Consider the following 24,735-nt stretch of genomic DNA (forward strand, 5'->3'; position numbering starts at 1 on the left):
TCAGCACTTCGATTTTATCTAGCTGAGTTTTCAGTAATAATAGCTTACAGTCATTCATATGAACATGTTAAAATACTTGATGGAGATCTTCCTTAGTTTGTTCTAACCAAAAACGCATAAGGCGTTTAGCACCTTCAAGGTCATGTAGCTTCGCTTGACCACATTGTTTTTCGTTCGCAGCTGGAATTTCAGTTATTTCTACAGCCTCTTTAAATGTATCTTCTAACAAATCAATGATTTCACTTACAGATGGTTCTCCACTAACAACTAGATAGAAGCCAGTTTGACATCCCATAGGAGACACATCAATGATATCAAAGTGGTTGTATCTTTCAGCATATTTACGAATATTAAAAGCTAATAAATGTTCAAGTGTATGAATGGCATCAGGGTTCATAGCCTGTTTATTTGGCTGACAAAAGCGGATATCAAATTTATTGACTACACCGTCGCTTCCTACTTTGTGAACGCCACAATGTCTTACAAAAGGCGCTTTTACAATACAATGATCTAATTCAAAACTTTCAACTGATGGCATGGATAACCACTCCTATATAAATTGTCATTTTTTCTTTTTTTATTATACATGTCCAAGCACAAATTTTCACTTAACATGAAATTTCGATAAACATAATATTTTCTATACAGCTAAAAATAGTATATCATTTATTAAGGCTGTTTTCGCATTAATTGTTGCTTTTTCCTAATAAGAGCTAAAAACGTATACAACTAACTTTTGGAGCATCTTTTCTTCTCCGAAGACTATAAAAATCATATAATACACATCAGTTACTCATATGTAAAGTAATAAAAAATTACAAATTTATGAAATGACCTTTATTAAAGGTATTATATAGTTAGGGTGAGTCACTTTGCTTAAAAAAATATTTATTGGATTTATTCGTTTTTATCAACTTGTCATATCGCCTTTAAAACCACCGACATGTCGTTTTTATCCAACCTGCTCTCACTATGGACTTGAAGCGATTAAGCGCTTTGGACCATTAAAGGGTGGCTGGTTAACAATGAAACGTATCGTAAAATGTCATCCTTTTCATCCGGGTGGCATTGATCCAGTACCAGAAAAAAAATCATCCATACATCCATCAAAAATTGAGAAGTAGGATACTTACCGACACAGTTTTCGCATAGATTGTTGCTTTGTACTATAAGTACATGGACTTTCGTGGTATCTTTTATTCTCTTTTAAGGTTATTAAACCGATTTAACAGCTCATGTTTGTTAGAAAAAAGAAATGCTGTTTAATTATTCAAGTAAGTTAAAAATATAAAGGGCTCATTTTACAGTTTTTATATAGTATGAAAAATTCCTAAAAACAAATGATATATTATGTATCATTTTTTTAGGGGGTAAGTAACTATGGCAAAAGATGTTTTATGTGAGGTAAATAATTGTCATTATTGGAAACAGGGAAACAAATGCAATGCTCAGGAAATATATGTGATTAGCCACAGTGGTACTTCTGCAAATAGCACAGAAGAGACAGACTGTCGAACATTCACACCAAGCTAATCATTTTTCAAAAGGAAAATAAGCATAGCGCAGACTCTTCATCGGGTCTGCCCTATTTATTTATTCACTAAGGAGAGATAAATGATGGTTATGAATAAAGAAAGTCTAATTAAGGCGTTTAAAGAAGAAGCTAAGTATGCTAATCAATTAACATTTCCATCGTGTGTTGATTCATTTGCTAACATTTGGGAACATGAATTTGGATCGTTGGATGGTCTACCGAGCGACGTAGATGATTTAATCGCTCATCGAGCAGTTGAACTAGGGTTAATGGAGTGAGGTTTACATATCGTGAAAAGTTTAACATACCTTAATATTTAAGGAGAGGCTTCCATTCTCTCCACGGCACGAAAAGTTTATGGTGATTTTGTTTTATTGTGCTATGTCCCACCTCTTCCAAGGTGGGTTTTTTGCAATTTAGTTACTAAACTGTCAACTGTTTCATCAATAACAATAATGAATTGTAAGATCAGGCTTGTACACAATGATTTATAATTTATGTAAATATAGCAGTTGTTAGTTAAGACGTTTTATCTTCGGTTTCGATATGGTGATTTTCTTGTAAATCGTCAACTGTATGCTCATATTGATATGCTTTTGAGGTTGTCATTAATGTTATAAAAAGAACACCAAGGACGATAATAATTGATATTATTAAAACAGTAAGCAAAAATTTACCCTCCTTCATGAATACTCATAATGACCGAATATGTTGTTTATAAAAGGCTATTTTCGCATAGAGTGTTTGTTTTTCGTATGAAAAAATAAACACGTATACACCTGGATTTCGTGCCATTTTCTCTTAAAACGATGACTATTGAGTAAATCGATATCTTTATCTTTTAGTTTAGGAACTGTTACGACAAAGTTTTCGAAAAGAGTCTTATGAAATGAAGGAGAGAAAATCAATGAAGATTTCGTAGTTCAGAAATGGATGAACGTCTATTATTGCCTACTCCATCTCGCGCTATTTTCCCCTTTAGCTTTTCAGTGATATATAAGCTAACTAAACCAACTAATTCATAATCACTTAGTTCCTCAACCATCGACAAGATATCATTACGATCTAATTGTTCTAGCAGTGCCAATGTTAAAATTTCAGCATCTTCTTCGTCACCTGTTAATTTATGACGATACATATCATAAAGTTCGTCGACTAACTTCATTCTTCTCACTCCAATATATTGATTATCCTATAGTCTATGACTGTCAAACAAAATAAATTCATAATAATTAGGTTACAATGTCCACTTTATAAGGCATTCACTCAATCAATATGTTAAGTTTCTCATAACTTGAAGTAAGGGAAAAGCTTAATTTCACTTGTTAACCAGTTATCCAAAGAAAGGAAGGTAATGTTGGAAAAATATATTTTTATCGTGGCTTTTTCATTTTTATGTTCCACAGTGACATTCCTATTCGGTGGTTGGGACAAATTAATGGTAATTTTACTCGTATTTGTAATCATTGATTATGTAACCGGGATGATATCTGCAACTATAGAGGGGACTTTGTCCAGCAGAATAGGGTTTAAAGGAATTATGCAAAAGATATTTATATTTGCATTAGTTGCAATTGCTCATTTAATAGACCTCATTCTAGGAGAATATCATTTTTTACGTGATACCACAATCTTTTTTTATCTTTCTAATGAATTGCTATCGATTATTGAAAATGCAGGAAGGGCTGGAGTACCTGTTCCCAAAGTTCTTACTCGAGCCATTAAATTGTTAAGAGATCGCAATAATCAGTAAGCAAGAGAGATATATTATGTGTATATTTTACTCTTGATAGAAAAACCTATATTTAAGCATATATAGGAGTTGAATAATTATGAGTAAAGAGAAGGAAGCTTATTATATCTCTTTAGGAAGTGGAGAAATTTCGAGATTAAGTACAGCATCTCCTTGGAATTATAAAGTATTTGCAACAGACGAAGAAATTACAACATTACGTGAATATTTTGACCAAAATTATTCAACAGAATGGCAAAATTTTTTTAGGGCACACATCCCGTATATTCAATATCATGATGATGAACAAAATGACGCCTATGATGAAACGCTCGAGAAAATACTTCAATTAATTTACCAATTAGGGGATAGAAAAACTAGAGAATTTATTGAAGAGCAAGGATTGTTACATGATGTATTTTTCAATGAAAAAACATAAAATGTATTACTTGTATAGTTGATGTGGTGAGCAAAGCAGTGAAGAAGTGTGCTGAAACTCATATACAATAGATGGGTTTGGTACGTGAAATTTTAAGGTAGATTATTTGGACGAAAGATAAATTTATGAGTAAGCGTAATAAACAGAAAGGTCACTCTTAATTATGAGTGACCTCAATATGATTATAGAGGACTTTCAGTTGCTGTGTTTATAACTTCTTCAGGAACAGAAATTTCACTGACTTCATTAAAATTAGAGTATTTACCTGTCATTTCTTGGTAGAATCCGACAGTCTCTCCCTCCATTGTCATCGTTGAGTCCATAATCATTGAAATATTTTTTGGATAGTAAGTCTCTTTATCAACAGTTATTTCATATTTTAATGTTGAAATAGTCATATTTTCCATTAATTGGTCAATGTTATCTGCCATTCCAGCACTTGTGAGTTGATCCTGTGGAATCATTGAAGTAATTAACTCTTTCATTTTTTCATCTGTAGAAGAAAGTTTAAAGATGTATTGGTCATCTTCTTCGATAAGTTCAAAATCATCAACAAACTTTTCCATTTGCTTCAGAGAATTTATTGGAGATTGCTGATTTTTAGACATTTGCATAATTTGTTCAAATTGCTCACTAGGGAGTTTTTGCCACAAATTACTCATTGAATCATACATGAAAAATCCTTCTTCAGTAAAATATGACTCTGTATCTACATTGATTGCATCACCCATAGATATAGACATCTGTTGATACATCGTTAATGGTTCTTGCACCATATCTAGATAGATTTCCATGTTTTGGGGAATGCTCTCTGTTCCCACTTCAATTGTTTGATCCATTACCATATCAACTGAAAAACTATTTAGATCTTGAGCAGCTTCCATTGATTTGTTAAACAAATCATTTACATCAGCGTCTGATGAAGAACAAGCTGCGAGTAGTAATACAAAAGATACAGCGAACATAGTAGTTATTAGCTTTTTCAATATAGTTCCTCCTCGTAAAGTGTATACTATGTATACGATTTAACATAAAGGAAGTTTCACAAACCTTATTTTTAATATATATTAGTAGATAAATTTGGGAGATTTGTTTGATTCGTTCCTCAATATGTATTATAACAAGTGTACTTTTAATTGAAAATATAAATTTACAAATCTTACTAGTCGTGATAAATTTAATGAATTATGTTAATATTTTTATAACTAAACAGTTGGAGAGAGAAGTGCAATGGAAATACAATTTAAGGACTATTATTTTAATGATGTTTACCTCTCATTTGACAATCATCCATTTTCTTTATCTCCTAAGCATGTGTGGGTCATATGTAGGTTTTACAAACAATGGCTTGTAACAAATCATGCTACACGAGGCCTAGAATTCCCCGGTGGTAATGTCGAAGAAGGAGAAACTCCAGAACAAGCAGCAATTCGTGAAGTGAAGGAGGAAACAGGTGGTAACATTATTGATCTTCGGTATATAGGTCAATATATGGTGATGGGAAAAGAGAAGAGGATTATAAAAAATATCTATTTTGCAAGTATCAACTCAATTGAGGAACAACCAACATACTACGAAACAAAGGGGCCTGTTTTACTCGATCATCTGCCTGAAAATATTGCTTATAATGATTCTTATAGCTTTATTATGAAGGATGGGGTGCTACAAAATAGTCTTAACCGAATAAGAGAATTAATTAATGAATAAACAATAAGCTCGCAACAAGGTCTATATATCTTCAGGTCCTTGTGCGAGCTTTAATTGTTTTTAGTTTTTGATTAGCAAGGCTGGTGTATCTTTCTTTTGCCCTATAGTTCCATTTATACGTCTTTGATCAGTTTTCTTTCTAGGTATTCAACGCCATGGTACATAATTGTAGCAAAAACTGCAATAATTAATAAACTGAGGAGAACGAGTGTGAAGTTAAATACTTGAAAACCATAAATAATCATGTACCCAAGTCCTTTACCAGATACTAAAAATTCCCCTACGATTACACCAACCCATGAAAGTCCTACATTGACTTTAAGTGTTGAAATGATCGTTGGAAATGAAGAAGGAAGTACTGCTTCGAAAAATGATTGTCTTTTGGAAGCTCCAAATGAGTGTAATACTTTTAAATAATTTGGATCTAACTCTTTAAAAGAGGTGTAAACAACAATTGTTGTAATAATTACTGATATGATAGTTCCCATAGCGATAATGGACGTAAATCCAGGTCCTAAGGCAACGATTAATATAGGTCCTAGTGCAACCTTCGGCATCGCATTTAAAATAACAAGGTAAGGGTCTAATATGTTGGAAAGGCGTGGTGACCACCATAAAAGTGCAGCCAGGATGGTTCCTAATAAGGTGCCTAAAATAAAGCCAAGCACGGTTTCAAATAATGTGACACCTATATGAACAAATATTGAGCCATCTGCTACTTTTTCAATTAATAATTTTGTGATTTTTGAAGGAGAACTGAATAATAGTGGATCTATCAACTTAAAGTAGCTAGCTATTTCCCAACTTGAAAAAAATACAATAAAAATGAGCAGTTGATAAATTCTTACTACGCGTTTTTCTTTTTTTAGCTGATACAAGTATTGGGCATGAAGGTCGCTATATTTTGTTTGAGGTGTCAAATTTATCCAACTCCTTCCAGACCTTCTGGAAAAGGTCAGCATATATGGGGTGTTGCCTAGCATTAAATGGAGGTAGTTCACTTAATGTGTTTGGAATAACGAATGTTTCGGATATTCTACCTGGATTTGCATCCAGTAATATAATGCGGTCGCTCATTGCAATTGCTTCTCCAATATCATGTGTTACAAGTAGTGTAGTTTTGTTGTATTCCTTTAAAGTGTTTGATACGAGATCTTCTAATTTAAGTTTCGTTTGAAAGTCAAGTGCAGAAAAAGGTTCATCCAGTAAAAAAATTTGTGGATCTGTTACTAATGTTCTCACTAGCGCTGCTCTTTGACGCATCCCTCCAGAGAGTTGTCTTGGGTACAGATTTTCGGTTCCCTCTAACCCGATTTCTTGTAATAGCTGAATAGCTTTCTCTTTTGTTCTATCACATAATTTATGATTGAGTTTTAATCCTAATAAAATATTTTCTTCAATCGTTCTCCAAGGAAATAAATAATCTTGCTGAAGCATGTAGCCGACAGTGTGAGTTGATGCTGTCACTTTGGTGTCTTTTAAAAGAACATCACCTTTAGTGGGCTGTAAAAGTCCAGCAATAATGGAAAGTAGCGTTGTCTTCCCACAGCCACTTGGTCCAATAAATGAAATAAATTCTCCTTCTTTAATTGCTAGGTTAATATTCTCGAGTGCGGTAGTTGCTGATGATTTAGAAAAATATGTGTGATGTATATTGTTTATTAATAAAAAACTCATGAATCATCACCTCTTATTTGGACATCACCTTTTCAGCAATATCAGTGTTGACTAATGTTTCATGATCTACTCGTAAAGGTAGTTCGCCAGCTTCATCCATTATGTCTTGAAGGTTATTCCATTCAGTTGCATCCAAGATTGGATTGGTAGCATATGAGCCTTGACTTTTGTATCGATCAACTACTGTTTCAATTAATTCTATTGATGTATCCTCAAAAAAGGTATGAATTGATTGTGCAATTTCTGCTGCATCATGAGAGTCAACCCATTGTTGTGCTTGATATATCGCTCGAGTAAACTTTTCTATTGCTTCACTATTTTCTTCCATAAAGCTGCTTTTTGCCATAAAGGTAGTATATGGAACATATCCAGACTCCTTGCCAAATGATGCAATAATATATCCTGTTCCTTCTTGTTCAAATATACTTGCTGTTGGTTCGAAAAGCTGCACATAATCTCCTGTTCCAGCTGCAAATGCGCTTGCAATATTAGCAAATTCAATATTTTGAATTAAATCTAAATCTTTGTGTGGATCAATACCCTGATTCTTTAATACGAACTCTCCAACCATTTGCGGCATACCACCTTTGCGTTGACCGAGGAAAGTACTTCCTTTCAGTTGGTCCCAGGAAAAATTATTGATGTTAGTGCGTGAAACTAAAAAAGTCCCATCGGTTTGAGTTAGTTGAGCAAAATTTATTACAGGATCATTAGCATCTTGAGCATGGACGTATATTGTCGTTTCTGAGCCAACTAATGCAATATCGGCACCGTCAGATAGCAAAGTTGTCATCGTTTTATCGCCACCCCATGTCGTTGTCAACTCTACTTCCAGCCCTTCCTTTTCAAAGAATCCTTCAGAAAATGCAACATACTGTGGGGCATAAAATATTGAATGGGTTACTTCAGCAACACGTAATTTTTGTATTTGTTGTTCATTACACCCAGACAATGGTATGAAGATTAGAAATGCTACAAGAAATATAAAGCTTATTTTTTTCTTCATTGCCAGTTCCTCCTATATACTTTTCTAAGCTAAGATAGTTTATGAAGCACCATTCGAAAAGGTGAACGCCTATGAATGTCACTTCAATACTTACACTGTTAGAATGTAGAGTAGTTGACATGTGAAAATAGTATGTAGAGAATTTAACATAGAAGCTCATAATAACTTTAGTTACTTATTTTGATTGTTTCCCCAGAGATTGTTGTTTTTCGACCTAAGAGATAAATTGTTCTACAACCATCCTTCTTGTTATCATCGTACATCTCAAAGTCAAACTAGCTGTTCAGGATTAGTAACAATCGTTGCTTAATTAATACATTGTGTTTATCACAGCATAAACAACATAAATACTTTTCCATGCTATATTCTGAAGTAGAAGGAGGGGATCAGCTTGGAATGTAGAGATGGACATGTTATTGAAAGACAGCGGTTACCTTCGCCTAATCCAAATATCCTTTTATATGAATTAACATATTTAAGTAACGGTTTGAAAGTGAAGGGATTATTAGCCGAACCGAAAAGAGTAGGTAAGCATGATGGTTTTTTATATTTAAGAGGCGGAATAAAAAATGTTGGTAAAGTTCGTGTTGGGCGCATCGTCCAATTTGCTTCAGAAGGTTTTGTAGTCATGGCGCCTTTTTATCGTGGAAATCAAGGCGGAGAAGGTAATGAAGACTTTGCTGGTAATGATAGGCATGATGCCGTTGCAAGTTACCGAGTACTAGAACAGCTTGATAGCGTTTTTGAAGATAGGATTCATGTATTTGGTTTTTCACGTGGAGGTGTCATGGCACTTTTCACAGGGATTATAGAACACAATGTAAAATCAGTTGTAACTTGGGGTGGTGTTTCTGATATGACACTTACATATAACGAAAGAATTGATCTACGACGTATGCTGAAAAGAGTTATTGGAGGAACACCTAATAAGTATCCAGATAGATACAAAATACGTACACCTCTCTATACGCTAGAACAATTACATGCACCTATTTTAATTATCCATGGTAAAAACGATAGCAATGTGACCATACAACATGCATATAGACTTGAAAATAGACTGAAAGAGCTTAATAAAAGCGTAACTACATGGTATTTTGACGAATATACCCATTACTTTCCTCCTGCTGAAAATAGAAAAATTGTAAAAAGACTTACTGAGTGGATGAAAAATCAATAAGCACCATGATAAAATAGTCATAAAAGGATAACTATGTTAAAGGAGCGTTTAAAATGGGTATGCCTCTTGAATTAAATACAATGATTGTTACGAAGGGAAAAGAAAAAAGGTTAGGAGAAAATATTTTCACTCTAGAAAAAACAGGTTACCGTCTATATCCACTCGACATCCCATTAGAGGTAAAAAGAACTATAGGGGGAGATATAAGTGGAGAAGGGGTAATTGATAAGGTTGAATTAGAAAATAATAAAACTGTGATCACTTACCGGCTGATTTCTTTACATTCAACAAACTAAGGGATTGGGATACTTTATCCGGCAAAATCAATGCTTTTTTACATTTTGAGGCTGTTGTACAACATTTAACAGTAAGGCTCTTTTCGTAAACGATGTAGTTGTTTTTACTAATAATGTGATAATGCTGAGTTTTATGAGAGCTTGATATGTAAAAGTAGAAAAGATGCCTGTAAACGTGTATCTTAGAACTAAGGCAACAATCAATCTGAAAAACAGCCTTTTATAAAGAAAAGAAGAATAAGAAATTAGTGTTGATTACTTTGTTCGCATACAGCAATCCTAGACGAATGATTACAATAATACTAACCTTAGTAAAGAGTAAAAGGGTCAGACCCATTTTTATTAATGGGGTCAGACCCTTTGTTGTTATTATTATTCTAAGTATCATGCATGATGAAAGTGTATATAGAGTAGTAAGTAATTAGTTAGCTATTAATGAAGGTCCACCTAATTGTTCTATCTTCTCATCAATATTACTAAACTTTTTAAAGTTCTCTTGGAATTTTGCTGCTAGTTCAGTTGCTTTATCAACGTATTCTTGTTGATTTGCCCATGTTTTTATTGGCTGTAGTACATCATCAGGTACACCGGGAACATGTAATGGTATTTCTAAACCAAATATACCTTCTTTTATTGTTTCAACATTGGTTAATTCTCCTTCTAAAGCAGAACGTACCATTGAACGAGTAAATTCAAGTTTCATTCGGTTACCTACACCATATTCTCCACCAGTCCAGCCTGTATTCACAAGGTATACTTGAGCACCATGTTCATCAATCTTATCACCTAACATTTTTGCATAACGTGTAGCTGGCAATGGTAAGAATGGTGAACCAAAGCAAGTTGAAAATGTAGCTTGTGGAGAAGTGATTCCTCGCTCTGTTCCAGCAAGCTTACTCGTATACCCACTTAGAAAATGGTACATTGCTTGTTCCTTCGATAGTTTACTAATAGGAGGTAAAACACCGAAAGCATCAGCTGTTAAAAAAATGATCGTATTAGGGTGACTTGCAATGCTAGGAAAAATGATATTATCGATTGCTTGTATAGGGTAAGCAGCTCGAGTGTTTTCTGTTAGAGAAGAATTGTCATAATCAGGGTTTCTTGAGCAATCATCAACGATGACATTTTCTAGTACTGAACCGAATCGAATCGCATCGTAAATCTGTGGTTCCTTCTCTCGGGATAAGTTTATACACTTGGCGTAACAGCCACCCTCTATATTAAACACTCCATTTGCTGACCATCCATGTTCATCGTCCCCTATTAACCGTCTGTTCGCATCAGCTGAAAGGGTTGTTTTTCCCGTTCCTGATAACCCGAAGAATAAAGCGACATCTCCTTCTTGACCAATATTGGCTGAACAATGCATGGATAAAATCTCTTTTTCAGGGAGAAGGTAGTTCATGACAGAAAATATTGATTTTTTCATCTCACCTGCATACTCTGTTCCACCTATAAGCACTGTGCGTTTTTCAAATGAAATAATAATAAATGTTTCCGATCTTGTTCCATCAATTGCAGGGTCTGCTTTGAAATTTGGCGCAGAAATGACAGTGAAGTCAGCGGTATGCGATTGTAATTCCTCCTCAGTAGGACGAATAAATAGCTGATGTGCAAATAAATTGTGCCATGCATATTCATTAATCACTTGAATAGGAAGTTGATATTTTTTATCAGCACCTGCGAACCCATTAAATACATAAATTTCATCTTTGTTAGCTAAATAATCGAGTACTTTATTATAGAGATTGTCAAATGATTCCTGTGAAATAGGCTGATTTACTGTTCCCCAATCTATTTTACCTCTTGTAGATGGCTCATCTACAATATATTTATCTTTTGGTGATCGTCCAGTATATTTTCCTGTTGTAGATAGTATGGCACCTGAAGAAGTTAAAGTGCCTTCTTTTCTATTTAACACACTTTCAACGAGAGTAGGGACGGATAAATTGTGTAATGTATTTTTACGAGCTAGTAAACTTGATAATTCGCATGATACACTAACAGAATTCATGATCAAAACCTTCCTTTACGTTTTAATAATGTCGTTAACAATTCATAACTTAAAAATAGTATAACACATTAACTCAAATAGTCTATACTATTTATAATTATTTTATACTGGATTCAACATAATCGTACCATTCTTTGTAAAAGATACATAACGATAATTTAATGAACAATTCAGCTCTTAACTATGTTGACATGATACTGTTTACTACGTTAATATATTGTGTTGAACGGATACTCTCTTATCCCGAGCTGGTGGAGGGACAGGCCCTATGAAGCCCAGCAACCATCACTATATTTTCAGATTATGAGAAAATAATCTGCTTTGTTCTTAATTGTGATAAGGTGCTAACCTGGTGCAAGGCACTTGTCTTGAACGATAAGAGTGAAAGGCGTGAATCGAGTATGTCAAACCTTTCCTCATGATTTGTAGGAGAGGTTTTATTTATTTCCAGTAAAAAGTTTGAAATTTTGGAAAGTAATATGGGAATGAGTTCCGTTTCAAAATATAACTATATGAAGTAGTTTGCTTCATAAAGGAGGAAAAGCTATGACAAAAAAACGTCACTTATTTACTTCTGAATCTGTAACTGAAGGTCACCCTGATAAAATTTGTGACCAAATATCAGATTCCATTCTTGATGCTATCTTAACAAATGACCCTAACGCTCGTGTTGCATGCGAAACGACCGTGACAACAGGGATGGCCTTGGTTGCTGGGGAAATTACTACATCGACGTATGTTGATATTCCTAAGATCGTACGTGAAACTGTACGGACCATCGGCTACACACGTGCAAAATATGGTTTTGATTCAGAAACCTGTGCGGTATTAACATCTATTGATGAGCAATCGCCTGACATTGCAATGGGTGTCGATCAAGCACTTGAAGCTCGTGAAGGGTCAATGACAGATGAAGAGATAGATGCAATTGGAGCTGGTGACCAGGGCTTAATGTTCGGATATGCTTGTAATGAAACAAAAGAATTAATGCCGTTACCAATCTCATTAGCTCATAAATTGGCACAACGCTTAACAAAGGTAAGAAAAGAAGAAATTCTTCCATATTTACGACCAGATGGTAAGACCCAAGTAACTGTTGAGTATGATGAAAATAATAAACCAGTTCGCATAGATACGATTGTAATTTCTACTCAACATCACCCAGAGATCACATTAGAACAAATTCAACGAAACATTAAGGAGCATGTTATAAGCCATGTTGTTCCTAAAGAATTGATTGATGCTGATACAAAATACTTTATAAATCCGACAGGTCGATTTGTAATAGGTGGTCCACAAGGAGACGCCGGATTAACAGGGCGCAAAATAATTGTTGATACGTATGGAGGATATGCCCGTCACGGAGGGGGAGCATTCTCTGGTAAGGATCCTACAAAAGTTGATCGATCAGCTGCATATGCTGCACGTTATGTTGCAAAGAATTTGGTGGCAGCTGGCTTAGCTGATAAGTTGGAAGTTCAGTTAGCATATGCAATCGGGGTCGCACAGCCTGTATCCATTTCAGTAAATACATTCGAAACAGGTAAGGTTGCTGATGAAGTTTTAGTTGACCTCATTCGTAATAATTTTGACTTACGTCCAGCTGGGATTATAAATATGCTTGATTTACGACGTCCAATTTATAAGCAAACAGCAGCATATGGACATTTTGGACGTACTGATGTTGATCTTACGTGGGAACGTACTGATAAAGCAGAAGTGTTAAAAGAACAAGCATTATCTCGAAGTAATTAATAAAGGTTGCTTTCGGATTGATTGTTGCTTTTCAGTATCATTATTGCTGCTCTACTTAAATGACAATAGCAACAAAATTAACAAAAGTACCTTAATAAATAACTACAAAGCAATAACTAAAGGGCAGACCTCACATACAACATATTCTGTATGTGAGGTCTGCCCTCACTATGAATGACAATATTTTTTATAGGTATTAACTAAGATGGGCTCTTACTTCTGCTACATTAGGAAATATCGTTTTAACACTATCAGAAAAAGGACAGTAGTAAACGAATATCTCATAGCCATTAATATCAATTATTCGTTTGCCAAAAGGAAACAAAGACAAGTTCTGAATTTCAAGTTCTAGGTTAGGAAAATTTACGTTAATGAATTTTAGTACCTCATGTTCACGATAGTCCACAAGTAACCCTCCTGATTTTTCAGAATTTTAAAAACTATTTCTCTACTCTAATTAAAATTTCCTTTATAAATGAAAGAAAATAATTAATATTAAGCGAAATGTAGGAGCGATTATTTTTGCAGAAGGCTATTTTCGCATTGAAGGCTATTTTTCAATTTAAGAAATAAATACTTATACATTTAGTGTCCGTGGCATCATTTCTTCTGTACAACGATGACTAACGTATAAAACCACTTTTTATGGTATTAATTTGGTAACAATAGCAACAGAGTTTACAAAAAGACTTTTAGTAAAAATAGCAACAAAGTTTACGAAAAGGACCTTTCTGATTAAATTAAAAGGAAAATTGTGTATACTACTAACACTCTCAATTCACTAGCCAAATATGATATAATTCTTAAATATATAAATACGAATTAGTAGGTGACTTACATAATGTGTGGATTCATTGGCTGTGTAAACAATACAGCAAATCATCAACGTCATGAAAATGACAAAGCATTGTTTGAAAATATGAATAATATTATTACTCATAGAGGACCAGACGATGAAGGGTTTTATTTCGATGAACATATTCAGCTAGGTTTTAGACGTTTAAGTATTATTGATCTTGAAGGGGGACATCAACCTCTTACTTATGAAAATGAACGTTATTGGATAATCTTTAACGGTGAAATATATAATTATGTAGAGCTTCGTGAATCTTTAGTTAAGGAAGGCTTTCATTTTAATACGAGCTCTGATACAGAAGTTATATTAGCACTTTATAGCCATGAAAAGGAAAAGGCTGTAGAAAAGCTAAGAGGAATGTTTGCATTCGTAATTTGGGATAAAGAGACGAAGACTTTATTTGGGGCAAGAGATCAATTTGGAATTAAACCGTTTTTCTATATGGAGCAGGATGATTTAACGTATTTTGCATCAGAAAAAAAGAGTATTTTGGCAGCGCTGAAGAACGGCTTAATAAACTATGAGGCGTTGCAAAACTATTTAACATATCAATATGTACCTGAACCGGAAACGATGTCATATGGCATTCGTAAATTGGAGCCTGGGCACTGCTTTACAAAAAAAATAGGAGAGCCCATGATTATCTCTCAATATTGGAAAGCTAGTTTTCAAACGATGCATAAGTCAGAGGAAAAGCTTATCAAGGAAATTCGTGATGTATTATACGATTCAGTGAAAATACATATGCGTAGTGATGTGCCTGTTGGGTCGTTTCTTTCAGGAGGAATCGATTCTTCGATTATCGCATCAATTGCAAAGGAATTTCACCCTAATATTAAAACTTTTTCTGTAGGCTTTGAACGTGATGGTTTCAGTGAAATAGATGTAGCGAAGGAGACAGCTGCAAAGCTTGGTTTAGAAAATATAAGCTATGTTATTTCTCCAGAAGAGTATATGCAAGAGCTTCCAAAAATTATTTGGCATATGGACGATCCGCTTGCTGACCCTGCAGCAGTTCCGTTATATTTTGTTGCTAGAGAAGCTAGAAAACATGTTACTGTTGTATTATCTGGAGAAGGTGCAGATGAATTGTTTGGTGGATATAACATTTATCGTGAGCCACAATCTTTAGAAATGTTTAGTAACTTACCTAACTTTGCAAAATCTGCTCTTGCTAAAATTGCTACAATGTTACCGGATGGTGTGAAGGGAAAAAGCTTTATTGAGCGAGGTATAACACCAATGGAGGAGCGGTACATTGGTAATGCCAAAATGTTTGAAGAAGCGGATAAACGTAAGCTTTTACGCGACTATAAATCACAACTAGACTACCGAAAGATTACAGCACCATTTTATGAGGATATTCAAGGTTATGAACCTGTAAACAAAATGCAGTACATTGATATTCATACGTGGTTGCGTGGTGATATTTTATTAAAGGCAGATAAAATGACGATGGCTCATTCACTTGAATTACGTGTTCCCTTTTTAGATAAAGAAGTTTTCAAAGTGGCTTCAAAAATTTCACCAGAAATGAAAACAGCTCAAAATACAACGAAGTATATTTTACGCAAAGCTGTTGAAGGAATTGTACCAGCTCACGTGCTACAAAGAAAGAAGCTAGGTTTTCCAGTACCAATTCGTCACTGGCTGAAAGATGAGATGTACGACTGGGTAAAACAGATCATTCAAACTAGTGAAACAGATCATATCTTTAATAAAGAGGTACTTTTATCACTATTAGATGATCATTGTGCTAATAAAGGTGATTACAGTAGGAAGATTTGGACAGTTGTTATATTTATGATTTGGCATCAAATTTATATTGAAAAGAAGTTTGATTTCGAGTCAATGTATGAGAGAGCAAATGAAACAGTTTAAACTATAAGATAAGTGCAAGTGTCTTGCACCCTCACGAGAAGCGCTAGAGTTGGTTCACTCGAAGGCGCTTTTTGTATTTGGAAAAAATGGCGCAGCATCGTTAATGGATAATTCCATAAACACTTAATAGAGCTTACATAAAAATTTGTCCTTTCATATTCTTAAATTTGTACCATTATCACTTATAGAGAAGAGTTAGAAGTACTTTTATATCCGATGAAAGAAGATACTATTTTGCGAGAATGCGAAAACAGACATGCATGAAAAAAGTCAGGTCATTACTCCATGTAGGTAATGGCCTGACTCCCCATTTGCTGCCAAGCTGCGATGAAATGGTCTCTAGGAACTTTTTTATTTTTTTCACCAGTAAGAGGGTCATTAAAATAGATGAACTCTGAATCGTACCCTGTAATTAGAACCGAGTGTTCAAAATAAGTAATTTTTATTTTTCCATCTGGAGTTTCCCAGTGTTCAAATTTGTCATTAGATAATTTTTGATATGTAGTATTAGTAATCACCCATACAGGTGATCCAATTGATAAATACATTTCAATTTCTTTGAAGTCACGATCAGTTAGATCAATGATCTTTGAAGGTAAATATTGCTCAGCAAGCTGTTTTATTGGTTTAACATACACACCATATCCTCTATTATTACGAGAATACATATCTCCTACAAACCCATTGTTTGGATGTCCATAAGAAATAATGCCATTTTCCTTTTTGTATGGTGTTGGATCTTTTGCTACCTCTTCAGCTAATTCCATTTTATCAACAACGACACCCGCATATTGTAAAAACATTGCTAATGCTGTTACTTCACAACCACGAGGAAGTTCAGGAAGTTGTGAAAGCGCTGGTGCTTGTAATAGTACAGAATTTTTGATTTTTATCATCGTATTTTGTATGATTTCAACATCATTTTCAGGTGCTTGAGCTTCTACCGAAGTATGATTTGCTTCTCTCAATGTCGACACAGGTAGTTTTTTTATGAGCAAAATAATACATAATATGAATAGAACGAGTATACAGGATGTAATTGTTTTCCATGCTTTTTTTTGAGTTTTGTAAAGGTATAAAAGATACCCGATTATGATAACAATTAGTAGCCAAAATAAAAATACCATTTTTTCTCCTCAAATATTATATAATACAAGTCTATTGTAGCTATTGTAATTCTATTGTTGAATTTATGATTTTCTGCTAGAATATCCCCACTTCAAACAGAATGAATATTTCAACTTTAGATGCTCTGCATATTATTGATTATCTTGTAGATTCTTATAATATTGGCCCTTTTCTACATATTCACTGCGAATTCTGCGCATTTCTTTTAGATCATCTTCAGTTAATTTCCTAATAACTTTTGCAGGACGTCCAAAGGCTAATGTATAAGGTGGAATAGTCTTACCTTGTGGTACAAGGCTTCCCGCTCCAATAAATGCGCCTTCCCCGATCTCTGCTCCATCAAGAACAATGGAGCCCATACCAATTAATGCTTTTTTACGAATAATCGAACTATGGAGAATCACTTGATGGCCAACTGTCACATCATCTTCTAATATCAAAGGCTTATTGGGACTTTGATGTAAAACAGAGTTATCTTGAATATTAACACGGTTGCCTAAAATAGTTGGTGCTACATCTCCACGAATTACAGTATTAAACCATATTGAACACTCATCACCTATAGATACATCACCAGTGATTGTAACGTAATCAGCAATAAATGCAGTATTTGCTATTGTAGGGGTTACACCTTTGTACGGATAGATCATGTTCACAATCCCTTTCATTATTAGTAATAAACGCATTTCTAGCTGTCCAGCTGCAGTGCCTATCTCCTCGAGTCGCTTCACCAATACACCCGAAGGCAAAAAACGCCTTCATGAGTAATGGTTCCAGCGCTTGTCGGAGATGAACAGGGCACTTCCACATTTCTAGCTGTCCAGCTGCGCCTCCTAGCCACTCGAGTCGTTTCGCCAATGTCCACATAGGCAAAAAGCGCCTTCATGGTAATTGACTCCAACGCTTTTCGAGGCTGTACAAGTCGGCTTCGCATTTCTAGCTGTCCAGCTGCAGTGCCTATCTCCTCGAGTCGCTTCACCAATACACCCGAAGGCAAAAAACGCCTTCATGAGTAATGGTTCCAGCGCTTGTCGGAGATGAACAGGGCACTTCCACATTTCTAGCTGTCCAGCTGCGCCTCCTAGCCACTCGAGTCGTTTCGCCAATGTCCACATAGGCAAAAAGCGCCTTCATGGTAATTGACTCCAACGCTTTTCGAGGCTGTACAAGTCGGCTTCGCATTTCTAGCTGTCCAGCTGCAGTGCCTATCTCCTCGAGTCGCTTCACCAATACACCCGAAGGCAAAAAACGCCTTCATGAGTAATGGTTCCAGCGCTTGTCGGAGATGAACAAGGCACTTCCACATTTCTTACTAAGTATAGTTTTAAATAAGTGTAACAAATTATTAACACATTCGAAATGAATTTATTATACGATTAAGGGGGGATCATAATGAGATTATGGCATGCTGAACAGCCTCTAGGGGTGATCGTGATCATTCATGGTGCTTGTGAGCATATAGGGAGGTATAAGTGGCTTCTGGAGATGTGGAGGTCGGTCGGTATGCATGTTGCGATGGGGGATTTACCTGGACAAGGTACGTCAAGAAGAAGACATCGTGGTCATATTGATTCTTTTGATGATTATATAGAGGAAATAGAAATGTGGGTGCAAGAAGCACTTACATTTAACCTCCCTGTTTTTATATTAGGTCATAGTATGGGTGGACTTGTTGCAATTAGAGCCATGCAGGAAAAACAATTACCTATTCAGGGTTTAATGCTTTCTTCTCCTTGCTTAGGGCTAGTGGAACATCCTCCAAAGGGTTTGGAGTGGGTCTCAAAGGGGTTAAATTACCTATTTCCTGAAAAACTTTTTGAAGCAAAGTTATCTGCTGAAATAGCAACTCGTAATAAAGATATTCAAGAGCAGGATAATAATGATTCTTTGTACGTTACAAAAGTGTCGGTTCGTTGGTATCATGAATTATTGAAGGCCATGAAACTCGCTTATCGAAATATTCATAAACTACCTGATATACCTTTGTTGCTAATGCAAGGTGGTAGCGATAAAATTGTTGATAAAGTTGTTGTAAAAGAGTGGTTTGATCACGTAAAATGTACAGATAAAACATATAAAGAGTGGATTGGTTTATACCATGAAATCTTTAATGAACCAGAACGTGAAAATGTGTTTAACTTCGCAAAAAGTTTTGTTGAAAAAGAAATTAAGCTATATGAAAACTTGAATTGATACATAGAGGTGATTTTTTGAAAATACCAAGTGAACCAGTAGGCTTGATGAAAAAAGTGTATAAAGAGGTATTACCTACTGTACATCATTATTTAGCATATTGGCGACACAAAGCGGAAAATATACCGAATAAAGAGCTTAGAAAGCAGGCAATTGCTAGTATAAATGACAAGACATTTCATTGTGAAGGTGGGTCTATTTTGGCACTGCTTGCCAAAGAGCACCTAGATGATTGTATAGAATTCATTGTCGCATATCAAACGATCAGTGATTATTTAGATAATTTATGCGATCGCAGTACATCACTTGATCCAAACGATTTTCGTGCCTTACATAATTCAATGCCGCATGCACTTACAATTCACAGTGAGAAGGAAAATTATTATAGATACCGTGATGAACAAGCTGATGGTGGATATTTACATGATTTAGTAACTACTTGTCAAAGAATTTTACAAAAGAGTAAGCATTATGAACAGATTGCTCCTTATTTACTAGAGCTATCTCTTTACTATTGTGATCTACAAGTCCATAAACATGTAACTGTCGAAGAACGGGTACCACGTTTAGAAAAGTGGTTTGAAGATTATGAATCGCAGTTACCACAAATGGAGTGGTACGAATTTTCAGCTTGTTCAGGATCTACATTAGGAATCTTTTGTTTAGTTGCCTATTCATTTAATGACTATTTTGAAGAAGGTATGGCGCAAAAAATTCGTAATAGTTATTTTCCATATATTCAAGGTCTGCACATACTACTGGATTATTTTATTGACCAGGAAGAAGATCGACAAGGTGGAGATTTGAATTTTTGTTTTTATTATAGGAATCAGGAACAAATGATTCAGAGATTTATCCATTTTGTTGAAGAGGCAGACAAAAATACAGCTGGGTTACCTGACGAGAAGTTCCATCGTCTAATTAACAGAGGGTTATTAGGCATTTATTTATCAGATGAAAAAGTTAGTAAACAAAAGGAAGTTAAGCAAGCAGCTAAGAAGATTATTAAGCTTGGCGGATCAATATCAAAGTTTTTTTATTTTAATGGTCGAGCATATCGAAGGCTACAACGTTGGAAACCAAATTTGAATGTGGCGACAGCGAAAACGAATTAGGGTATACCATTTTGTAATGTAATTCGGATAAAGAAATGATTTTCTTACAATAACACGACTAAAGCCCAATTTATATTGGGCTTTAGCGTTTTTCAATTGCAATAATAAAAGGTGGATTATTAACTTGATTAATAAACTTATATTGTAATACACTGGCATTCTTTTGATTGAGAGTGGAAGCATAATGTAATATTTCATCACGCTCAATTTTTCCTTCAGGGTGCCCAGAATATATAACAATTATAATAATTCCTCCTACCGCCAAAACCGATAACAACTGTTCTAGAGCTTGAAGAGTACTAGTGGGCTTTGTTACAATTTCCTTATTTCCTCCAGGCAAATATCCTAAATTAAATACGGCTGCTTTTATATGACCGTGTAGCTGATTTGGGATCGTATCGATGATTGTATCATGACTAGCCTCATATAGTGTAACTCTGTTATAAACATCATGATTTTCTAACAGCTTAGTAGTATTTAAAATTGCTTGTTCTTGAATATCAAACCCATATACATGTCCAGATTCTCCGACAAGCTGGGATAGAAATAATGTATCATTACCATTTCCAACAGTCGCATCGATTGCGAGATCACCTTTAGATAATGTTGCTTGTAATAATGTTCTCATATACGGTAAGACACGTTCTAATTTCATTTAATGCTTACCTTGTTTACTGCGTGCTTACCTTGATAGCTGTCACGACGCTTTAGTTCCGCATCAATTGCATTAAGAACTTCCCACTTATTCACACTCCACATTGGACCAACCATTAAATCGATTGGACCATCACCGGTAATACGGTGAATGACCATTTCAGGTGGTAAAATCTCCAACTGGTCACATACTAAATTAACATAATCCTCGAATGATAAAAATTCAAGTAAGCCCTTTTCGTATTGTTTGACCATAGGTGTCCCTTTTAACAAGTGTAATAGATGAATTTTCATGCCTTGAACGTCCAATCCAGCAACAAATTTAGCCGTTTCCATCATCATTTCGTTTGTTTCTTGAGGTAAGCCGTTTATAATATGAGAACAAATATTAATATTGTGCTTTCTAAGCTTCTGTACGCCCTCAACATAGCAAGCTAAATCATGTGCTCGATTAATAAGATCGGCTGTACGTTGGTGCATCGTCTGTAATCCTAGCTCCACCCATAAATATGTTTTCTCATTTAATTCTGCTAAATATTCTACTACATCATCAGGCAAGCAATCAGGTCTTGTTGCAATTGATAGTCCAACAACTCCATCTAAACTTAACACAGATTCGAATTTTTCCCTTAAGACATCAACAGGGGCATGTGTATTCGTATATGCTTGGAAATAAGCTAAATATTTACCGTCTTTCCATTTATCATGCATTTTATTTTTTATTGAGTGAAATTGCGTAATAAGATCATCAACACGATTTCCTGCAAAATCTCCAGAGCCTGCTGCACTACAAAATGTGCATCCTCCATGTGCAACAGTGCCGTCTCGATTGGGGCAGTCAAATCCTCCATCTAAGGCAACCTTAAAAACTTTATGGCCAAATGTTTGTCGTAAATGGTAATTCCAAGTATGGTATCGTTTATCATCAGTAGCATATTGAAATAGGTTATTCTGAGTCAAGTCAGTAACCTCCTTATATAAATTTCCAAAGAATAGCACAAATAGGTTGTAACTTAGCCAACATCCATATCTTAAGCATTTTATCACGATTAATAAAATTTATACAAATGTAATTATTGTGTTGGAAATGATTAGATGGAGTCATAAATGATAGAAAAGAACGAATAGGTAAAACTAATTATTGAATTAAAATCGAAATAAAGGAGGCAAGTAGGTAGATGGCTACACGTCAGTCAGTACAAGAATTTATTCACAGGTGTGAAGAAACATTAAACTTTGCAGAAGAGCAATTAACTGAGGCGAGAAGACAAGAACATTACAATGATTATGAGTTTTCCCAAGCTCAGCAGCAGCTAGAGAATGCAAATAATGATTTAGCTCATCTTGCCCTTAGCTGTAATGCCCAACAAAAAGAACAATTGCACAGAATGCGGTTACAAATTCAGGAACTACAGAACGAGATGATTTTACAAGATCATTAGGAATTTTCAATATAGCTGGAGGGTATTATGAAAAAAAGATCTAAACAAAACAATCCTGAACAGAAAACGAAAAATGGAATAAATAATAATGATATTGAATTAGGTCGTGAGTTCGATCCTAAAAAAATTGCTAAACGAAATTACGCCGAAAAGGGGCAACCAGTAACATCAAAACAACACAAAAATAAATAAAGTAATAATTAGAAAGCAGTGTTAGTAATTATGAGCACTGCTTTTGTTAAGCTCTTTTAGTAAACTTTATTGCAATGTTTACTAAAGATTTTTGTAAACATTGCTTGTTACCAATTTAGTATCATTAAAATTTGTTGTATATGTTAGTCATCTATGTACAGAAGAACAGATAACAAGAACGCTTGAATTTATACCTTAGTATGAAAAAACAATCATTGCAAAAGACAGTAATACTTAGACTTGGACAGTATGATGAGTTTTATGAGAGCTCAATAACTGTATAAGTAGAAAAGATATGATGAAATCTTACGAAAACAGCCTTCGTTAATTAGCAATAGTGTGAACAGTTAGGGATTTTCAATGAATATTTTCAAGTTTGTTCTGGGCGATTTTAGGGTGTTTTGTTGCCTTTCATGTTATCCTTTTTTTAGGTGTCTTTTCTTCTATAAAACCGTTTACTTATTGTCCTGGTGTTATGTATGTAAAATGCAACAAATTTTAGAAGTGGTCTAGTTTTTTATTGCTGTTCTAGCTTAGAGAGAATACAATATGTCCGGTGAACTATATAACAATTTATGTAACAATTTAAAACCGTATGAGGAGGAATTTTAATGCCTCGGTCATTGTATTTTGTTGTGGTTGGTATGGCAATTTTAGTTACAGGGTCATCGTTTCTGTGGCCTTTAAGTACAATTTATGTTCATGATTATTTAGGTAAAAGCTTAACAACAGCAGGTGTTGTTATTATGTTTAATTCAGCTGCTGGTGTAGTAGGAAATTTATTAGGTGGAGTCATTTATGATAAGTTTGGCAGCTTTAAAACAATCATTTTAGGTGTATCTGTTACTTTATGTGCCTCAATTATGTTGATATTCTTTCATGATTGGCCTCATTTTGTATTGTTATTAATAATTATAGGATTCGGCTCGGGGATCATTTTTCCAGCTATGTATGCTCTAGCTGGTGCGGTGTGGCCTGAGGGCGAAAGGAAAGCATTTAATGCAATTTATGTTGCTCAAAATATAGGTGTAGCACTTGGTACAGCACTTTGTGGATTTATTGCGTCATATTCATTTACTTATACGTTTATGTCAAGTGGTCTATTGTACTTAATCTTCTCTGTAATTGGAGTAATATGGTATCGACGGTTAGATGTTAAAGGGAAAAGATCTGCTAACCATGACACAGAAACAATAGCAAGGAAAAGTAAGGTTAACTTTTATTCATTAATTATTCTTTGCGTCGGGTATTTATTATGCTGGGCTGGATATGTGCAGTGGTCCACAACGATATCAACATATACTCAGGAATTAAATATTAGCTTAAAGCAATACAGTGTGCTGTGGACAATCAATGGAATATTAATCGTCTTGGGGCAACCATTAGTATCTGCTTTTGTAAAACGCTTTGCAAAAACATTGAAATCTCAGATAGTTGTCGGAAACATCATATTTATTTGTTCATTCATTGTCGTTGCGAATGCGTCGGAATATTCCTCTTTTATTACTGCGATGGTAATCTTAACAATTGGTGAAATGTTAGTATGGCCAGCTGTTCCAACTATTGCTCATCAACTTGCGCCTGAGGGACGAGAAGGATTTTATCAAGGTATTGTAAATAGCACAGCTACAGGGGGAAGAATGGTTGGACCACTCCTTGGTGGATTGCTGGCTGATATTTATGGAATGAATATATTATTCATCGTTTTAATGATTTTCTTGGTGATATCAATTATAACGACTACCTCATATGATTACAGGTTAAACCGACAAAATCAACAAGAGGAAATCAAGATGATGTGATAGGTAATTTGTTAGTTTTGAATAAATTTCTATATACAACTTGCAGTTTTATTTTAAATTCTATACAATACATAATAATGATGAAAGATAATGATATAACAACAGTGATAAGGAATAGTAATGAATGTT

General features: G+C 34.8%; 29 protein-coding genes, 1 riboswitch and 1 other annotated feature (1 of these 31 running past the window's edge). Of the genes, 15 read left to right on the forward strand and 14 right to left on the reverse strand.

Going from position 1 to position 24,735, the window contains the following annotated elements:
- Positions 1 to 67: 67 nt before the first annotated feature.
- Positions 68 to 538 (reverse strand): S-ribosylhomocysteine lyase, encoded by a 471-nt coding sequence (locus SLH52_RS19900; RefSeq protein ID WP_320210978.1) that lies wholly within the window; start codon positions 536 to 538, stop codon positions 68 to 70.
- A 334-nt stretch (positions 539 to 872) separates the two neighbouring features.
- Between SLH52_RS19900 and yidD the strand changes: the two genes are divergently transcribed.
- The 3 genes from yidD to SLH52_RS19915 all read left to right on the forward strand — a co-directional run bounded on the left by yidD (position 873) and on the right by SLH52_RS19915 (position 1,812).
- Positions 873 to 1,124, forward strand: coding sequence for a membrane protein insertion efficiency factor YidD (gene yidD / locus SLH52_RS19905; RefSeq protein WP_320210979.1), 252 nt, complete (start codon positions 873 to 875; stop codon positions 1,122 to 1,124).
- A gap of 256 nt (positions 1,125 to 1,380) precedes the next feature.
- Complete coding sequence (locus tag SLH52_RS19910) at positions 1,381 to 1,533, forward strand: DUF1540 domain-containing protein (protein ID WP_320210980.1); 153 nt, start codon at positions 1,381 to 1,383, stop codon at positions 1,531 to 1,533.
- 81 nt (positions 1,534 to 1,614) lie between these two features.
- Positions 1,615 to 1,812: a hypothetical protein gene (locus SLH52_RS19915; protein WP_413785568.1), complete on the forward strand. Its 198-nt coding sequence runs from the start codon at positions 1,615 to 1,617 to the stop codon at positions 1,810 to 1,812.
- Positions 1,813 to 2,053: 241 nt separating this feature from the next.
- Here the strand turns inward: SLH52_RS19915 and ytzI are convergent, their stop codons facing one another.
- Both ytzI and SLH52_RS19925 read right to left on the reverse strand, forming a co-directional pair.
- Entirely contained in the window at positions 2,054 to 2,203 is a 150-nt protein-coding gene (gene ytzI, locus SLH52_RS19920) for a YtzI protein (protein ID WP_320210981.1), read from the reverse strand.
- A 235-nt stretch (positions 2,204 to 2,438) separates the two neighbouring features.
- Positions 2,439 to 2,699 (reverse strand): DUF6154 family protein, encoded by a 261-nt coding sequence (locus SLH52_RS19925; protein ID WP_214483716.1) that lies wholly within the window; start codon positions 2,697 to 2,699, stop codon positions 2,439 to 2,441.
- A gap of 189 nt (positions 2,700 to 2,888) precedes the next feature.
- On the opposite strand from SLH52_RS19925, the gene SLH52_RS19930 reads away from it, so the two are divergent.
- On the forward strand, positions 2,889 to 3,287 hold the full coding sequence (locus tag SLH52_RS19930; RefSeq protein ID WP_320210982.1) for a phage holin family protein: 399 nt from the start codon (positions 2,889 to 2,891) through the stop codon (positions 3,285 to 3,287).
- A gap of 79 nt (positions 3,288 to 3,366) precedes the next feature.
- On the forward strand, positions 3,367 to 3,705 hold the full coding sequence (locus SLH52_RS19935; RefSeq protein ID WP_320210983.1) for a hydrolase: 339 nt from the start codon (positions 3,367 to 3,369) through the stop codon (positions 3,703 to 3,705).
- Between the two features lie 182 nt (positions 3,706 to 3,887).
- Here the strand turns inward: SLH52_RS19935 and SLH52_RS19940 are convergent, their stop codons facing one another.
- Positions 3,888 to 4,691, reverse strand: a complete 804-nt coding sequence (locus SLH52_RS19940; RefSeq protein WP_320210984.1) for a DUF6612 family protein — start codon at positions 4,689 to 4,691, stop codon at positions 3,888 to 3,890.
- Positions 4,692 to 4,935: 244 nt separating this feature from the next.
- On the opposite strand from SLH52_RS19940, the gene ytkD reads away from it, so the two are divergent.
- A complete protein-coding gene (gene ytkD, locus SLH52_RS19945) occupies positions 4,936 to 5,412 on the forward strand; it encodes an RNA deprotection pyrophosphohydrolase (RefSeq protein ID WP_320210985.1) in 477 nt (158 codons plus the stop codon).
- A 113-nt stretch (positions 5,413 to 5,525) separates the two neighbouring features.
- On the opposite strand, the gene SLH52_RS19950 is transcribed toward ytkD, so the two are convergent.
- Genes SLH52_RS19950 through SLH52_RS19960 form a run of 3 tightly spaced genes read right to left on the reverse strand, consistent with a single transcriptional unit; the run spans position 5,526 to position 8,095 of the window.
- Positions 5,526 to 6,332 carry an ABC transporter permease gene (locus tag SLH52_RS19950; protein ID WP_320210986.1) on the reverse strand — a complete coding sequence of 269 codons (807 nt, stop codon included), beginning with the start codon at positions 6,330 to 6,332 and terminating at the stop codon, positions 5,526 to 5,528.
- Entirely contained in the window at positions 6,310 to 7,089 is a 780-nt protein-coding gene (locus SLH52_RS19955; protein WP_320210987.1) for an ABC transporter ATP-binding protein, read from the reverse strand. The genes SLH52_RS19950 and SLH52_RS19955 overlap by 23 nt, the downstream gene beginning before the upstream one ends.
- 13 nt (positions 7,090 to 7,102) lie before the next feature.
- Positions 7,103 to 8,095: an ABC transporter substrate-binding protein gene (locus SLH52_RS19960; protein WP_320210988.1), complete on the reverse strand. Its 993-nt coding sequence runs from the start codon at positions 8,093 to 8,095 to the stop codon at positions 7,103 to 7,105.
- Between the two features lie 391 nt (positions 8,096 to 8,486).
- Here SLH52_RS19960 and SLH52_RS19965 point away from each other — a divergent pair, with 391 nt between their 5' ends.
- Together SLH52_RS19965 and SLH52_RS19970 are read left to right on the forward strand one after the other, a co-directional pair.
- A complete protein-coding gene (locus SLH52_RS19965; RefSeq protein ID WP_320210989.1) occupies positions 8,487 to 9,275 on the forward strand; it encodes an alpha/beta hydrolase family protein in 789 nt (262 codons plus the stop codon).
- A gap of 53 nt (positions 9,276 to 9,328) precedes the next feature.
- Positions 9,329 to 9,571 (forward strand): DUF2584 domain-containing protein, encoded by a 243-nt coding sequence (locus tag SLH52_RS19970; protein ID WP_320210990.1) that lies wholly within the window; start codon positions 9,329 to 9,331, stop codon positions 9,569 to 9,571.
- A 421-nt stretch (positions 9,572 to 9,992) separates the two neighbouring features.
- Here the strand turns inward: SLH52_RS19970 and pckA are convergent, their stop codons facing one another.
- Positions 9,993 to 11,588 (reverse strand): phosphoenolpyruvate carboxykinase (ATP), encoded by a 1,596-nt coding sequence (gene pckA, locus SLH52_RS19975; RefSeq protein ID WP_320210991.1) that lies wholly within the window; start codon positions 11,586 to 11,588, stop codon positions 9,993 to 9,995.
- A 235-nt stretch (positions 11,589 to 11,823) separates the two neighbouring features.
- Positions 11,824 to 11,970: riboswitch (SAM riboswitch) on the forward strand.
- Positions 11,971 to 12,134: 164 nt separating this feature from the next.
- Here pckA and metK point away from each other — a divergent pair.
- Positions 12,135 to 13,343, forward strand: coding sequence for a methionine adenosyltransferase (gene metK / locus SLH52_RS19980; protein ID WP_320210992.1), 1,209 nt, complete (start codon positions 12,135 to 12,137; stop codon positions 13,341 to 13,343).
- Between the two features lie 196 nt (positions 13,344 to 13,539).
- Here the strand turns inward: metK and SLH52_RS19985 are convergent, their stop codons facing one another.
- Positions 13,540 to 13,749: a hypothetical protein gene (locus tag SLH52_RS19985; protein WP_320210993.1), complete on the reverse strand. Its 210-nt coding sequence runs from the start codon at positions 13,747 to 13,749 to the stop codon at positions 13,540 to 13,542.
- 435 nt (positions 13,750 to 14,184) lie between these two features.
- On the opposite strand from SLH52_RS19985, the gene asnB reads away from it, so the two are divergent.
- Positions 14,185 to 16,080 carry an asparagine synthase (glutamine-hydrolyzing) gene (gene asnB, locus SLH52_RS19990; RefSeq protein WP_320210994.1) on the forward strand — a complete coding sequence of 632 codons (1,896 nt, stop codon included), beginning with the start codon at positions 14,185 to 14,187 and terminating at the stop codon, positions 16,078 to 16,080.
- A 278-nt stretch (positions 16,081 to 16,358) separates the two neighbouring features.
- Here the strand turns inward: asnB and SLH52_RS19995 are convergent, their stop codons facing one another.
- From SLH52_RS19995 to SLH52_RS20005, 3 genes are all read right to left on the reverse strand, one after another.
- Positions 16,359 to 17,207 carry a C39 family peptidase gene (locus SLH52_RS19995; RefSeq protein WP_320210995.1) on the reverse strand — a complete coding sequence of 283 codons (849 nt, stop codon included), beginning with the start codon at positions 17,205 to 17,207 and terminating at the stop codon, positions 16,359 to 16,361.
- A gap of 132 nt (positions 17,208 to 17,339) precedes the next feature.
- Positions 17,340 to 17,858 (reverse strand): gamma carbonic anhydrase family protein, encoded by a 519-nt coding sequence (locus SLH52_RS20000; protein WP_320211014.1) that lies wholly within the window; start codon positions 17,856 to 17,858, stop codon positions 17,340 to 17,342.
- Between the two features lie 183 nt (positions 17,859 to 18,041).
- A complete protein-coding gene (locus tag SLH52_RS20005) occupies positions 18,042 to 18,329 on the reverse strand; it encodes a hypothetical protein (RefSeq protein WP_320210996.1) in 288 nt (95 codons plus the stop codon).
- 271 nt (positions 18,330 to 18,600) lie between these two features.
- On the opposite strand from SLH52_RS20005, the gene SLH52_RS20010 reads away from it, so the two are divergent.
- Positions 18,601 to 19,401 carry an alpha/beta hydrolase gene (locus SLH52_RS20010; RefSeq protein WP_320210997.1) on the forward strand — a complete coding sequence of 267 codons (801 nt, stop codon included), beginning with the start codon at positions 18,601 to 18,603 and terminating at the stop codon, positions 19,399 to 19,401.
- Between the two features lie 17 nt (positions 19,402 to 19,418).
- The gene (locus SLH52_RS20015) at positions 19,419 to 20,516 is read left to right on the forward strand and encodes a tetraprenyl-beta-curcumene synthase family protein (RefSeq protein WP_320210998.1); all 1,098 of its coding nucleotides are present in this window, start codon (positions 19,419 to 19,421) and stop codon (positions 20,514 to 20,516) included.
- Positions 20,517 to 20,598: 82 nt separating this feature from the next.
- Here SLH52_RS20015 and SLH52_RS20020 read toward each other — a convergent pair whose 3' ends face one another.
- Both SLH52_RS20020 and SLH52_RS20025 read right to left on the reverse strand, forming a co-directional pair.
- Positions 20,599 to 21,171, reverse strand: coding sequence for a class I SAM-dependent methyltransferase (locus tag SLH52_RS20020; protein WP_320210999.1), 573 nt, complete (start codon positions 21,169 to 21,171; stop codon positions 20,599 to 20,601).
- Positions 21,168 to 22,130 carry a TIGR01212 family radical SAM protein gene (locus SLH52_RS20025; RefSeq protein WP_320211000.1) on the reverse strand — a complete coding sequence of 321 codons (963 nt, stop codon included), beginning with the start codon at positions 22,128 to 22,130 and terminating at the stop codon, positions 21,168 to 21,170. The genes SLH52_RS20020 and SLH52_RS20025 overlap by 4 nt, the downstream gene beginning before the upstream one ends.
- Positions 22,131 to 22,348: 218 nt before the next feature.
- Here SLH52_RS20025 and SLH52_RS20030 point away from each other — a divergent pair, with 218 nt between their 5' ends.
- From SLH52_RS20030 to SLH52_RS20040, 3 genes are all read left to right on the forward strand, one after another.
- Complete coding sequence (locus tag SLH52_RS20030) at positions 22,349 to 22,612, forward strand: YtzC family protein (protein ID WP_320211001.1); 264 nt, start codon at positions 22,349 to 22,351, stop codon at positions 22,610 to 22,612.
- A 27-nt stretch (positions 22,613 to 22,639) separates the two neighbouring features.
- Complete coding sequence (locus SLH52_RS20035; RefSeq protein ID WP_320211002.1) at positions 22,640 to 22,804, forward strand: glycogen biosynthesis protein GlgD; 165 nt, start codon at positions 22,640 to 22,642, stop codon at positions 22,802 to 22,804.
- Between the two features lie 611 nt (positions 22,805 to 23,415).
- Positions 23,416 to 24,606 (forward strand): MFS transporter, encoded by a 1,191-nt coding sequence (locus SLH52_RS20040; protein WP_320211003.1) that lies wholly within the window; start codon positions 23,416 to 23,418, stop codon positions 24,604 to 24,606.
- Between the two features lie 95 nt (positions 24,607 to 24,701).
- Positions 24,702 to 24,735, forward strand: a binding site (T-box leader) (it continues 217 nt past the right edge of the window).

Source organism: Cytobacillus sp. IB215665 (genome assembly GCF_033963835.1).
In the GTDB taxonomy this organism is placed as follows: Bacteria; Bacillota; Bacilli; order Bacillales; family SM2101; genus Nanhaiella.